Genomic DNA, 13,282 nt, shown 5'->3' on the forward strand with positions numbered 1-13,282 from the left:
CCGCGTGCTGTGCGAGGGCAAGACCGCGCCTTAGATCGTGCTTGAAGCATCGCCAGTGCTCCGGCGTGGGCCGGGGCGTTGGCGGGCACGCGACGGACTTGAACCCGGCACGCTCCGGCCTGCGCCGGAGCACCATTCCATTTGCATGGATCGGCCTCCGGATTCGAGCCTCGCTCCGCCCTGCCGTCATGACGGGTCGGGCCCGGCATGACGTGGGAGCGTTTGGGAGCTTGCGCGCAGGCCCGTGCGCTCAATGGAAGTCGTGGCTGCGGATCGGGATGCTGTCCTCGTCCTTGTCCGGCGACCACGGTGGGGCAGAGCGCGGCCGGGCGGTTGCGGCGCGGTCGCGCGGGTCGATCGTGCCGCCATGGGTGGCACCGTCGCCTGGGCCGGTCAGCCGGGGCAGGTCGACCTCGCCGACCTCGCGCAGCATCGGCGAATAATCGACGATGCGATCGACGATGACGTGGACCACGTCGCCCTCACGCTGGATGGTGCCGCGCACCCCGATCATCGTCGCGGTCATGATCGTGCGGCGCTGCACCTCGAACCGGTCGCGCCACACGATGGCGTTGGCGATGCCGGTCTCGTCCTCGATCGTCAGGAACAGCACGCCGGTGGCGGTGGCGGGGCGCTGGCGGACCAGAATGACCCCGGCGACCTCGACCTTGCGACCCGGCGTGGCGGTGGCCAGTTCCGCCGCCGGCATCACGCCGAGCAGGTCGAGTCGGCCGCGCAGGAACGCGATCGGGTGCGCGCGCAGCGAGAATTGGGTGGTGCGATAGTCCTCCACCACCTCGCGCCCGGCGGTGAGCGGCATCAGCGTGACGCCGGGTTCCCGCCGATCGGTCAGCCCCAGCGGCACAGGCTTTTCGCCCAGCGCGCGCACCGCCCACAGCGCCTGCCGCCGGTCATGCCCGAAGCAACGGAACGCATCGGCGCGCGCCAGTCGCTCCAGCGCCGCCGGCCGAACCCCGGAGCGCCGCCATATGTCCTCGACCGAGGTGAACGGGCCGGTCGCGCGCGCCGCGAGGATCCGCGCGGCATCGGCTTCGGCCAGCCCGACGACGATCCGCAGGCCGAGCCGGAGCGGCGCGAGCGAGTCCCACTCCGCATCGGTGCCCCAGAACCGGGAATGCCGTGCGCGTTCCGTCCGCGCCGCCGGCACCAGGATCGTATCCCAGTCGCTGGCGTTGACGCACACCGGCAGCATCTCGACGCCGTGGTCGCGCGCGTCGCGGACGATCTGGGCGGGGGCATAGAACCCCATCGGCTGCGCATTGAGCAGCGCCGCGCAGAACACGTCGGGGTGATGCGCCTTCATCCAGCATGACGCATAGGCGATCTTGGCGAAGCTGGCGGCGTGGCTCTCTGGGAAGCCGTAGTTGGCGAAGCCCTCGATCTGCTTGACCATGCGTTCGGCGAAATCGAGGGAGATGCCGTTCTTCAGCATTCCCTTGATCAGCTTGGGGCGGAATTCGCCGACGTTGCCGGTCGCCTTGAACGTCGCCATCGCCTTGCGCAGCTTGTCCGCCTCGCCGCCGGTGAAGTCGGCGCCATCGATCGCGACTCGCATCGCCTGTTCCTGGAACAGCGGCACGCCCAGCGTCTTTTCCAGCACCGCGCGCAACTTGTCGTTGGGATATTCGACCTTTTCCTTGCCCTCGCGCCGGCGCAGATAGGGATGGACCATGTCGCCCTGGATCGGCCCCGGCCGCACGATCGCCACCTCGATCACCAGATCGTAGAATTCGCGCGGGCGCATGCGCGGCAGCATCGACATCTGCGCGCGGCTCTCGATCTGGAACACCCCCAGCGTGTCGGCCCGGCAGATCATGTCGAAGGTGCGTGCGTCGTCGTTCTGGAATTCGGCGCTGGCCAGCGTCATCGGCTGGCCCTTGCGCGCGGCCATCAGGTCGAACGCGCGGCGCATGCAGCCGAGCATCCCCAGCCCCAGCACGTCGACCTTCATGAAGCCCAGTTCCTCAATATCGAGCTTCTCCCATTCGACCACCCAGCGCTTTTCCATCGCTGCCGGCTCGACCGGGACCAGGCTGTCGAGCCGGTCGCGCGTCAGCACGAAGCCGCCGGGGTGCTGCGACAGATGGCGGGGCGTGCCGACCAGTTGGTTGGCCAGCGCGATCGCCAGCGCGACGCGCGGTTCGTCGACATCGACCCCCAGCGTCTGGCCGTAGCGGTCCGGGATGCCGTCGCCCGACGTTCCCCATACCTGCCCGGCCAGCGCGCCGGTCAGGTCCTCGGACAGCCCCAGCGCCTTGCCCACCTCACGGATCGCGCCTCGTGAGCGGAACCGGCTGACCACCGCCGTCAGCGCGGCATGGTCATGGCCGTAGGTCTCGTAAATCCACTGGATCACCTCCTCACGCCGCTCATGCTCGAAATCGACGTCGATATCGGGTGGTTCGTTGCGCTCTGGCGAGATGAAGCGCTCGAACAGCAAGCCGCGCTCAATCGGATCGATCGAGGTGATGCCCAGCACATAGCAGATGATCGAATTGGCCGCCGATCCGCGCCCCTGACAGACGATGCCTTGCCCGCGCGCGAAGCTGACGATCGAGTTCACCGTCAGGAAATAGGCGGCAAACTTCATTTCCCGCACCAGCGAGAGTTCGCGGTCGAGCAGCGCGCGATATTCCGGTGGTGGATCACCGCCGAATTTGGCGTCGAGCGCCGCATAAGCCAGCCGCTCCAGCGCCTCTTGTGGCGTGCGGCCGGACATGATGATCTCGTCGGGATATTGATAGTCGAGGTGGCGAGGGGAAAAGGTGCAGCGTTCGACAATCGCCTCGGCCGCGTGCAGCGCGTCTGGATAGGCGGCAAACCGCCGCGCCATGTCCTCGGGCGATTTCAGATGCCGATCGGCACTGCGTTCCCGGCGAAAACCGAGGTCGTCGATCGTGCATGTGTGGCGGATCGCGGTCACCACGTCCTGGAGCATCCGCCTGTCGGGATGATGATAGAGCGCATCGCCGGTGGCGAGCGGGATCAGGCCGTGGTGTCGCGCCGCTTCGGCCAGCGCGTGCAGCCGCCTCGCCTCGCCCGGCCGGCGATGCGGAGTGAGGGTGACATGGCCTCGTTCGCCGAACACGTCCGCCAACCAGCGCAGCGACAGCGGGTCGCCTTCGTCCGCCATGCCCGGCACCAGCGCGCCGACCAGCCCGTCGGCGGCCCCGGCGACATCCTCCCAGTGGAGAAAGCATTTCCCCTTCTCGCCGCGTTTGGGGTCGGCGCGCTGCTTGCCGGTCGACAGCAACCGGGTCAGCCGCGACCAGCCCGCGCGATCCTCTGGCCAAACCAGCAGCGATGCGCCGTCGACCAGGTCGAGCCGGCAGCCGGCGACCAGCCGGATCGGATGGCCCTGCGCGGTGATCTGTTCAGCCGCGACCAGCCCGCGCACGATTCCCCCCACCGAATTGCGATCGGTGATGCCGAGCGCGGGCAGGCCCATCATCGCCGCGGCCGCGAACAGTTCGTCGGGTGAGGAGGCGCCGCGCAGGAACGAGAAATGGGTGGTGACCTGAAGCTCGCTGTAGGTCATCCGAATACGCCGTGCAGGAACCAGCGCAGGTCTCCGCTGGCGTCGCGCTCGCCATCTCCCCGGCGATAGAGCCAGAAGCGCGCGCCGCTCTCATCCTCGACGCGGAAATAGTCGCGCACCGACTGGCGCTCGGACGGACGTCGCCACCATTCGCCCAGGATGCGCTCGGGACCATCGGCGCGGATCACGCGGTGGGTGACCCCGCGCCAGGTGAAGCGGCGCGGCGGCTGGTCGGGCAGCGCCGACAGCACATTGTCGACCTGTTCCGGCCGCGCCAGCAGCCGCACCGGGCGCGGCCACAGCGGCGTCCACGGGTCGAGCGGTCCGTGCCGGTTCAGCCGGGCGACGTCGTCGATCGGCGGCGCCGCGCCCGCCCGCGCCGGCGGATCGAGCGGGGGGATCGCCGCGACGCTGCGTTCGGGCACGTCGCTCTCCACCGGCCGCGTGCGCCAGGTCCGGGCGCCGCGCGTCGCCAGCGTGTCGATCAGCGGGGCGAGATCGGGTGGGGTGGCCTCGTCGAGCCGTTCGGCCAGCGGCTGCGGCGCCAGCGGATCGGCGGCGCGGACGTGGAGCGCGATCGCGTCGATGCCATAACCGGGCGCGATATCCTCGATCCGCCGCAGCAGCAGGCGCAGGATGTGGGCGGGATCGCGGCTGGGGCGGGCGAGGCCGATGCGGATGCGCTGGGGGATATGATCGACGCGGTCGGCGACCAGCTCGATCCGGCGCGCGCCTACCCCCTCCGTCGTCAAGGCGGCGGCAAGTCGCGGCACCAACAGGCCCAGCCAATGCGCGATCGCCTCTGCGGTGCCGATCGGTTCGGAAAAGCGCTGGACGATGGCGATCGCCTCGCGCGGGACGATCGGGTCGATCGGCTCGCCGACCGCGCCCAGCGCCATGTCGAGCCGGGTCACCAGCGTCGCCCCCAGCCGCGCCGTCAGCGGGGCGCGCGGCATCGCGATGAGCTGGCCGATGGTGGCGATACCGAACGTCCGTAGCAGATCGCGCTGCGCCGGCTCCAGCCGCAGCGCGGCGGGCGGCAACGGCGCCAGCATCGCCGCCTGCGCGCCCGGCGGGCACAGGCACAGCCGCCGCGCCCCGAACCGGCTGAGCGCGTGCGCCGCGCCCGGCGTGTCGGCGACGGCGACGCGCGCGGTGAAGCCGAACCGGGCGAGCAGCCCGATCAGCCGGCGCGCCATCGCCTCCTCACTGCCGCCGTGGAGGTGCGCGACGCCGGTCGTGTCGATCACCAGTCCGTCGGCGCCGTCGAGCGCGACCGTCGGCGACCAGCGCCGCGCCAGCAGCGTGGCGAGGCGGACCAGGTCGGCGCGATCCGCCTGGGGATCGGCGTCGCGGACGATCAGCGTCGGGTGGAGCGCGCGTGCGGTGGTGAGTGCCATGCCGGGGGGGACGCCAGCCGCGTGTGCCTGTGGCGAGGCGGCAGCGATCAGCACGCGGCTGCCGACGCGGTGCGCGGTGACAAGCAGGTCATCGGGAAGGGAGGCGTCCCCGGCATGGCAATCCCGCCCGTGGCAGTCCCCCTCCGCCACGCGCGGCGCGCGCAGCCCGTCTCCGCGTGCCGCGGGGGATGGAGCATCGTCGCGTGCCCAGCGCGCGCCTGGCCGCCAGCCGCCCGCGCGCGCGGCGATCGTGGCGGAGGATGGCGCGCGATCAGGCGGCGGCGCGGCGGCGCGTGTCGGCTCCACCCGTCGCAGCCGCTCGATCGGCCAATGCGGCAGGTAGAGCGCAGCGACCCGTTTCATCGCATGCCTCCACAGTCCAGATGCCCGGCGCGCCGCCGCGCTGGCGCATCAGCTCGATCCGCCAGCGCGCGCGTCCGACGCCCTCGACCGGCAACGGCGTCGATGGTGCGGTCGCCACCCGCCAGCGAGTCACCGCCGCCGAGGGGACGGCGAGCGGATCGGCGTCGGCCCGGCCGTGGCGGCGCAGGATCAGCGCGATCGTCCGCCCACCCTCGGCGGCGAGCTGGAGCCGCCGGGTCGCCGCCATCTCGGCGCGCTTGACCTCGCCGATCACCGCGCCCAGCCCGCGATGGCGCACTCCTTCCTCCATGATTGCCAGCAGATCGGCATCGTCCTGCGCCTCGGCATAGATCAGCCGGTGCGGCGCCAGCCCCGCCTGGGCCAGACCGGGGGCGAACAGATCGCGCCGGCGCACCACCCACAACACCGGGCCCCAGGCGCGCGCGGCGATTCCCGCCAGAAACAGCGTCGCGGCGGCATCGTCGCCCAGCCCGGGGGAAGCGCCGGCGACCTCATGCAGCGCGTCTAGCCGCAGCCCGCCGTCGGCCAGCGTCGCGTCGACCGCCGCCATGCCGAACGGCAGCGCCGGCCGGCGACGGAAACCGCCGCTTTCCAGCCCGCGAAGCTGCTCGCGCAATTGATCAAGGGCGTGGGATCGGGACAGCGGCACGACTCGGCAAGGGGGACATGTTCTTTATTTGTTCTCAAGAACAAAGAGTCAACATCTGTCGCGGATCTTTTCCCCCGCACAAGGCCTCTCGCCAAGCCCGTTGAAATTTTATAACAAGGCTACGCAATTCGCGAATCCCCGTCTCGGCGGTGATGAAGCGTTGGAGATAGCATGACCGACACCGGCCACCGCGCCAATCTGCCCCCCCTGTCGCTGCACGTGCCGGAACCGCGTTTCCGGCCGGGCGACGAGGTCGATTTCGCCGCCGTCACGGTGCCGCCGGCCGGCGCCGCGCGCCGCCCCGACACCGCCGACAAAGCCGAGACCTTCCACGAACTCGCGTTCGGACTGGTCCGCGTGCTCGACGATGATGGGCGTGCCGTCGGCCCGTGGGACCCGCGACTCGACGCCGACACGCTGCGGCGGATGCTGCGCTACATGGTGCAGGTGCGCGCGTTCGATGAGCGGATGTTCCGCGCCCAGCGCCAGGGCAAGACCAGCTTCTACATGAAGTGCACCGGCGAAGAGGCGGTGGCGATCGCGGCGACGATGGCGCTGGCGGAGGACGACATGTGCTTCCCCAGCTATCGCCAGCAGGGCATCCTGATTGCGCGCGACTGGTCGCTGGTCGACATGATGAACCAGATCTATTCGAACAGCGCCGACCGGCTTCAGGGCAAGCAGCTGCCGATCATGTACTCGGTGAAGGAAAAGGGGTTCTTCTCGATCTCCGGCAACCTGACCACCCAATATCCCCAGGCGGTCGGCTGGGCGATGGCCAGCGCGGCGAAGAACGACAGTCGCATCGCCGCCACCTGGTGCGGCGAAGGGTCGACGGCGGAGGGCGACTTCCACTCCGCCTGTACCTTTGCCAGCGTCTACCGCGCGCCGGTGATCTTCAACGTCGTCAACAACCAGTGGGCGATCAGCAGTTTCTCGGGTTTTGCCGGGGCGGAGTCGACGACGTTCGCGGCGCGCGCGATCGGCTATGGCATGGCCGGGCTGCGCGTCGACGGAAACGACGCGCTGGCGGTCTATGCCGCCACCCGCTGGGCGGCCGAGCGAGCGCGTACCAACCAGGGGCCGACGCTGATCGAACATTTCACCTATCGGGCGGAAGGGCACTCGACCTCCGACGACCCGTCGCAATACCGGTCGGCGCAGGAATATGGGAAATGGCCGCTGGGCGATCCGATCGTGCGGCTGAAGAACCATCTGATCGCGCTGGGCGAATGGGATGAGGATCGCCACGCCGCGCAGGACAAGGAACTGGCCGAACAGGTCCGCGCCGCGCAGAAGGAAGCGGAAGCGAACGGCGTGCTCGGCCACGGGCTGCACCAGCCGCTCGACACGCTGTTCGACGGCGTGTTCGAGGAGATGCCGTGGCACCTGCGCGAACAGCAGGCGCAGATGCTGGCCGAGGAAGAGGCTTCGGGCCGGCCGTGGGCGCGCAAGTGATGGAGGCGGAACTGACCGACGTGGCCGAAGCGGGTAGCGACACCGCCACCACCCGCATGAACATGATCCAGGCGATCAATTCGGCCATGGACGTGATGATGGCGCGCGATCCCGACGTGATCGTGATGGGGGAGGACGTCGGCTATTTCGGCGGCGTGTTCCGCGCCACCGCCGGGTTGCAGGCGAAATACGGCAAGACCCGCGTGTTCGACACGCCGATCACCGAATGCGGCATCATCGGCGTCGCGGTCGGCATGGGGGCCTATGGCCTGCGCCCGGTGCCCGAGATCCAGTTCGCCGACTATATCTACCCCGCGCTCGACCAGCTGGTGAGCGAGGCGGCGCGGCTGCGCTACCGCTCGGCGGGCGAGTTCACCGCACCGATCACGGTACGGTCGCCGTTCGGCGGCGGCATCTTCGGCGGCCAGACCCACAGTCAGTCGCCAGAGGGGATCTTCACCCACGTCTCCGGGCTCAAGACGGTGATCCCGTCGACCCCCTATGACGCCAAGGGGCTGCTGATCGCCGCGATCGAGGACAATGACCCGACGATCTTCTTCGAGCCCAAACGCATCTACAACGGCCCGTTCAACGGCTATTGGGATCGCCCGGCGGAGAATTGGTCGAAGCATCCCGGCGGCGCGGTGCCGGAAGGCTATTACAAGATCCCGCTGGGCAAGGCGGCGATCGTGCGGCCCGGCGAGGCGCTGACCATCATCGCCTATGGCACGATGGTCCACGTCGCCCGCGCGGTGATCGAGGAGGCCGGGGTCGACGCAGAGATCATCGACCTGCGCACGCTGGTGCCGCTCGACATCGACACGATCGAGGAATCGGTGAGGAAGACCGGCCGCTGCATGATCGTGCACGAGGCGACGCGCACGTCCGGCTTTGGCGCCGAACTGCTGGCGCTGGTGCAGGAGCGCTGCTTCTACCACCTCGAAGCGCCGATCGAGCGCGTCACCGGCTATGACACGCCGTATCCGCACAGCCTCGAATGGGCGTATTTTCCGGGGCCGGTCCGCATCGGCCAGGCACTCAAGAAGATCATGAAGGACTGACCTGATGGCGCGCTTCACTTTTCGCCTGCCCGACATTGGCGAAGGCATCGCCGAGGCCGAGATCGTGGCGTGGCACGTCAAGATCGGTGATCGCGTGGAGGAGGACCAGCAGGTCGCCGACATGATGACCGACAAGGCGACGGTGGAGATGGAATCGCCCGTCTCCGGCGTGGTGGTCGAGCTGGCCGGCGAGGTCGGCGATCAGGTCGCGATCGGATCGGCGCTGATGGTGGTCGAGACCGAAGGCGACGCTGCGGCGGACCCGGCAGCCCCCGAAGCCAAGGCCGAGGAGGTCGCCGAACAGATCGAGGCGGAGACGCCGGGTGTCGAGGAGATCGAGGACAACAGCGCGTCCATTCCCGTGCGCGACGCGCCGGTTGTCGCGGCACCTGTGCCGGCGCCCACCCCGGTCGTTGCGGCTGAGGCGGCCGGGCATCGCCACGTCCTCGCCTCTCCCGCGGTGCGCGATCGGGCGAAGCAGCTCGGCATCGACCTGACCAGCGTGCAGGCCGAGGGTGACCGCATCCGCCACGCCGATCTCGACGCCTACCTCCGCTATGGCGCGGCGCAGGGCTATCACGCGCCGCACGCCAGCCGCGCGCGCGATGACGTACCGGTCAAGGTGATCGGGATGCGCCGCCGCATCGCCGAGAATATGGCGGCGTCGAAGCGGACGATCCCGCACTTCACCTATGTCGACGAGATCGACGTCACCGCGCTGGAGGCGATGCGCGGCGACCTGAACGCCAATCGCGGCAGCCGTCCCAAGCTGACCATGCTGCCGTTCCTGATCGTCGCGATCTGCCGCACGATCCCCGACTTTCCGATGATCAACGCGCGCTATGACGACGAGGCGGGCGTCGTCACCCGGCACGGCCGCGTCCACCTGGGCATGGCGACGCAGACCGACGCCGGGCTGATGGTGCCGGTGATCCGCGACGCGCAGGACATGAACGTGTGGCAGCTCGCCGCTGAGATCACCCGGCTGGCCGATGCCGCGCGCAGCGGCAAGGCGAAGTCGGACGAACTGTCGGGATCGACGCTGACCGTCACCTCGCTGGGGCCGCTGGGCGGCATCGCTACCACCCCGGTGATCAACCGGCCGGAAGTGGCGATCATCGGCCCGAACAAGATCGTCGAGCGCCCGGTCTTTCAGGGGGACGATATCGTCCGCGCCAAGCTGATGAACCTGTCGATTTCGTGCGACCACCGCGTCGTCGACGGCTGGGACGCCGCCAGCTATGTCCAGGCGGTGCGCAAGCTGATCGAGACGCCGGTACTGCTGTTCGATAGCTGATGGCGCACGCGCTGCTGTTCTACGATCTGGCGCCCGATTATCTGGAGCGGCGCGCGGCGTTGCGCGACGCGCACCTGGCGCTGGCGTGGGACGCGGCGGACCGGGGCGCGCTGATCCTGGGCGGGGCGCTGGACGATCCGGTGGACGGCGCGGTGCTGCTGTTTCGCGATCGGGCGGCGGCGGAGGCGTTCGCCGCCGCCGATCCCTATGTGACCGCCGGGCTGGTCACCGCGTGGCGCGTGCGATCGTGGGCCACGGTGGTCGGCGCCACCGCCGCCGCGCCGGTGCGGCCGGAGGGCTGACGGCGCGCGCTGGCCTCTCGAAACCGTCATCGGCGCGCGCTACCATGATCGCGATGCATTTCGATCTCATCCAGTCGCTCAGCCTGGCGGGCAAGGCCAGCGTCCCCAATGACGATCGCGCCGGCAGCCACGGCGCGCTGGCGTGGGTGATCGACGGGGCGACCGACCTCGGCCCGCCGGGACTGGTCGGTCCGCGCGGCGGGGCGGCATGGATCGCCGAACAAGCCAACCGCGCCTTTTCCGCCGCCGCGCCCGACGGCATCGTCGCCACCTATCGTGAAGTGTTCGACAGGGTCGCGCGCGCCTATGACGCCGCGCGGCGCCGCGAGCCCATCGGCCGCTGGGAATTGCCGATCGCGGCGGTGCTCGCGGCGCGGCTGGACGGGCAGGGGCTGGAGTGGGGCGCGCTCGGCGATTGTGTCGGGCTGGTCGCGCGCGATGGGGACGTGGTGCGGTTTGGCCGCCCACTCGCCAAGCAGGACGAGGGTCAGCACGCCGCCAGCGTCGCCGATGCCGATCCCGCCGCCGTGCGCGACAGCTTGCGCGCGCGGCGGGCGACGCGGCGGTCGGCGGTGCTGGGGGTCGAGCCGGGCGATGTCGACCGGCTGCTGACCGGGCGCCTACCGTGCCGCCCGGGTGACGACGTCCTGCTGATGACCGACGGGTTCGCCGCGCTGATCGACGTCTATGACGCGCTCGATGCCGCGCGGCTGGTCGCGACGGTGCGCGCCGACGGGCTGGCCGCCGCCGCGACCATGCTGCGCGCGATCGAGGCGGCCGACACCGCGCGCGATCGGTTTCCGCGGTTCAAGGGATCGGACGACGCCACCGCGCTGTGGCTGCGCGTGGCCGGCGGCTGATCGCCCGCGCGGTCAGGGGATTTCGAACAGCCCCGCCGCGCCCATGCCGCCGGCGATGCACATCGACGCGACGACGTATTTCACGCCGCGCTTGCGTCCCTCGATCAGCGCGTGGCCGACCAGCCGCGATCCGGTCATGCCGAACGGGTGGCCGATCGCGATCCCGCCGCCGTTGACGTTGATCTTGTCCGGATCGATGCCGAGCGTGTCGCGGCAATAGAGGCACTGGCTGGCGAACGCCTCGTTGATTTCCCACAGCCCGATATCGGCGACCGACAGACCGGCGCGCTTGAGCAGTTTGGGGATGGCGAACACCGGGCCGATGCCCATCTCGTCGGGCGCGCAGCCGGCGACCTGAAAGCCGCGATAGATGCCCAAGATCTCCTTGCCCTCGGCCTCCGCCGCGCCGCGCTCCATCAGGATCTGCGCCGCCGCGCCGTCGGACAACTGGCTGGCGTTGCCGGCGGTGACGTTGCGCCCTTCCTTGATGACCAGTCCGTCCTTGAACACCGTGCGCAGCCCCGACAGGATCTCGGCGGTGGTGCCGCCGCGGATGCCCTCATCCTGCGTAACGGTGACCTGTTCGGTGCCGGTGCGGTTGCCCTCTTTGTCGAAATTGGCCTTTTCAACGGTGATCGGCACGATCTCCTCGACGAACGCGCCCGATTCAAGCCCGGCAAAGGCGCGCTGCTGGCTGGTCGCGGCGAATGCGTCTTGCGCCTCGCGGCTGATGCCATAGCGTTCGGCGACGACCTCGGCGGTTTCGATCATCGACATGTAGGCGAGGGGTTGTTCAGCGATCACCGACTGGTTCTGCACCGGCTTGCCCGCCTGACGGCTGGTCAGGCTGATCGATTCCATGCCGCCGGCCAGCGCGACGTCGATGTCGTTGCTGATGATGCCGCGCGCCGCCAGCGCGATCGCGGTCAGGCCGGACCCGCATTTGCGATCGAGGGTGAAGCCAGGCACCTCGATCGGCAGCCCGCCGGCGAACACGCTCATCCGCGCCAGGTTGAAGCCCTGCGAGCCCCATTGGTTGCCGGCGCCGAAGAACACGTCGTCGATCCGCGCGGGATCGATGCCGGCGCGCTCGACCGCCGCCTTCATGACATGGCCGCCCAGCACCGGCGCCTCGGTATCGTTGAAATAGCCGCGATTGGCTTTGCCGATTCCGGTTCGCGCGGTCGATACGATGACGGCTTCACGCATGACGGGCACCTCTCACAATTTCATGGTTTGGGTATGGTCGTCCTTGCAACGCATCATTCGCGGTGCGCCGTCAAGCCGCGGCGATCGTGGGCGCGGAAATCTAGTCCGTGAAATTCGGTGCGCGCTTTTGCATGTTGGCCATCACCGCCTCGACCTGATTGGGCGCGCGCAGCAGGCGGCCCTGTTCGGCGCTCTCGGCCTTGAGGATCGTCGCCGTATCCGTCTCGACCGCCAGATTGGCGAGCCGCTTGGCGGCGCGGATCGCGTGCGGATTGCGCCCGGCGATCGCGGCGGCCAGCGCCAGCGCCTCGGCGCGGGGATCATCGGCGGTACGGGTGACGAAGCCGTGCGCCACCGCCGCCGCGCCGTCGAACTCGGCCGCGGTATAAGCCAGCTCGCGCAGCACGTCGTCGCGCACCCGGCCGCGCCACAATGCAAAGCCGGCCATGTCGGGGACGATGCCCCATTTCATCTCCATCACCGACATCCGGGTGTCGGGGCGCGCGACGACGATGTCGGCGCCGCTGGCGATCTGGAGCCCGCCGCCAAAGGCGATACCGTGAACCGCCGCGATCACCGGCACCGCCAGCGTGCGCCATCCCCATGCCACCTGCTGCACGCGATTGGCGCTACCGTGCGTGCGCGTGACGATGTCGATGCCCGAACCGCCGCTCGCCATGCTCGCCATGTCCAGCCCAGCGCAGAACGCGCGCCCGTCGCCGGACAGCACGACGACGCGCAGCCCGGCGGTGTCGGACAGCCGGTCGATCGCGGTGATGATCGCGTCGAACATCGCCGGGTCGATCGCGTTCATCTTGTCGGCGCGGATCAGCCGGACGTCGGCAATGCCGTCGGTGAGGGCGATCGCGACGCGATCGGCGATGGATTCGGTCATAGACGGACTATCGCGCGTGCGCCGGGCGCCGGCAAGCTTGCGCTTCGCGCGTTTGTAAAGCGCGCGTACGCGTTCTAGGGCCGGCGCGATGACCGCGGCTTTCGATCCCACCGTTTTTTTCGATGCGCGGATTCTGGGGCATGGCCCCACGCTGGGCATCCGCTACCATGCGCACGGGGACGATTGGGCCGAACTGGCGCTGCCCTAT

Annotated in this window: 10 protein-coding genes; 5 read left to right on the top strand and 5 right to left on the bottom strand. The window is 69.6% G+C overall.

Annotated elements, in window-relative coordinates; all coding sequences use genetic code 11:
- Positions 1–250 precede the first annotated feature (250 nt).
- From VNR91_RS07685 to VNR91_RS07695, 3 genes are read right to left on the bottom strand one after another with little or no spacing between them, the layout of a single operon-like run.
- The gene (locus tag VNR91_RS07685; protein ID WP_325490185.1) at positions 251–3,559 is read right to left on the bottom strand and encodes an error-prone DNA polymerase; all 3,309 of its coding nucleotides are present in this window, start codon (positions 3,557–3,559) and stop codon (positions 251–253) included.
- Positions 3,556–5,322: a DUF6504 family protein gene (locus tag VNR91_RS07690; RefSeq protein ID WP_325490186.1), complete on the bottom strand. Its 1,767-nt coding sequence runs from the start codon at positions 5,320–5,322 to the stop codon at positions 3,556–3,558. The genes VNR91_RS07685 and VNR91_RS07690 overlap by 4 nt, the downstream gene beginning before the upstream one ends.
- On the bottom strand, positions 5,231–5,986 hold the full coding sequence (locus VNR91_RS07695) for an ImuA family protein (protein WP_414712392.1): 756 nt from the start codon (positions 5,984–5,986) through the stop codon (positions 5,231–5,233). Before VNR91_RS07695 ends, VNR91_RS07690 begins: the two co-directional genes overlap by 92 nt.
- Before the next feature lie 177 nt (positions 5,987–6,163).
- Between VNR91_RS07695 and VNR91_RS07700 the strand changes: the two genes are divergently transcribed.
- From VNR91_RS07700 to VNR91_RS07720, 5 genes are read left to right on the top strand one after another with little or no spacing between them, the layout of a single operon-like run.
- Positions 6,164–7,450, top strand: coding sequence for a 3-methyl-2-oxobutanoate dehydrogenase (2-methylpropanoyl-transferring) subunit alpha (locus VNR91_RS07700; protein ID WP_325490187.1), 1,287 nt, complete (start codon positions 6,164–6,166; stop codon positions 7,448–7,450).
- 56 nt (positions 7,451–7,506) lie between these two features.
- Positions 7,507–8,511 (top strand): alpha-ketoacid dehydrogenase subunit beta, encoded by a 1,005-nt coding sequence (locus VNR91_RS07705; RefSeq protein ID WP_325490193.1) that lies wholly within the window; start codon positions 7,507–7,509, stop codon positions 8,509–8,511.
- Between the two features lie 4 nt (positions 8,512–8,515).
- On the top strand, positions 8,516–9,808 hold the full coding sequence (locus VNR91_RS07710) for a dihydrolipoamide acetyltransferase family protein (protein ID WP_325490188.1): 1,293 nt from the start codon (positions 8,516–8,518) through the stop codon (positions 9,806–9,808).
- A complete protein-coding gene (locus VNR91_RS07715) occupies positions 9,808–10,110 on the top strand; it encodes a YciI-like protein (protein WP_325490189.1) in 303 nt (100 codons plus the stop codon). Before VNR91_RS07710 ends, VNR91_RS07715 begins: the two co-directional genes overlap by 1 nt.
- 53 nt (positions 10,111–10,163) lie before the next feature.
- Positions 10,164–10,970, top strand: a complete 807-nt coding sequence (locus VNR91_RS07720; protein WP_325490190.1) for a protein phosphatase 2C domain-containing protein — start codon at positions 10,164–10,166, stop codon at positions 10,968–10,970.
- A 12-nt stretch (positions 10,971–10,982) separates the two neighbouring features.
- Here the strand turns inward: VNR91_RS07720 and VNR91_RS07725 are convergent, their stop codons facing one another.
- Both VNR91_RS07725 and VNR91_RS07730 read right to left on the bottom strand, forming a co-directional pair.
- A complete protein-coding gene (locus VNR91_RS07725) occupies positions 10,983–12,179 on the bottom strand; it encodes an acetyl-CoA C-acyltransferase (RefSeq protein WP_325490191.1) in 1,197 nt (398 codons plus the stop codon).
- Between the two features lie 100 nt (positions 12,180–12,279).
- A complete protein-coding gene (locus VNR91_RS07730; protein WP_414712391.1) occupies positions 12,280–13,074 on the bottom strand; it encodes a crotonase/enoyl-CoA hydratase family protein in 795 nt (264 codons plus the stop codon).
- Positions 13,075–13,282 lie beyond the last annotated feature (208 nt).

It is taken from the genome of Sphingomonas sp. (genome assembly GCF_035555815.1).
Taxonomy (GTDB): Bacteria; Pseudomonadota; Alphaproteobacteria; order Sphingomonadales; family Sphingomonadaceae; genus Sphingomonas.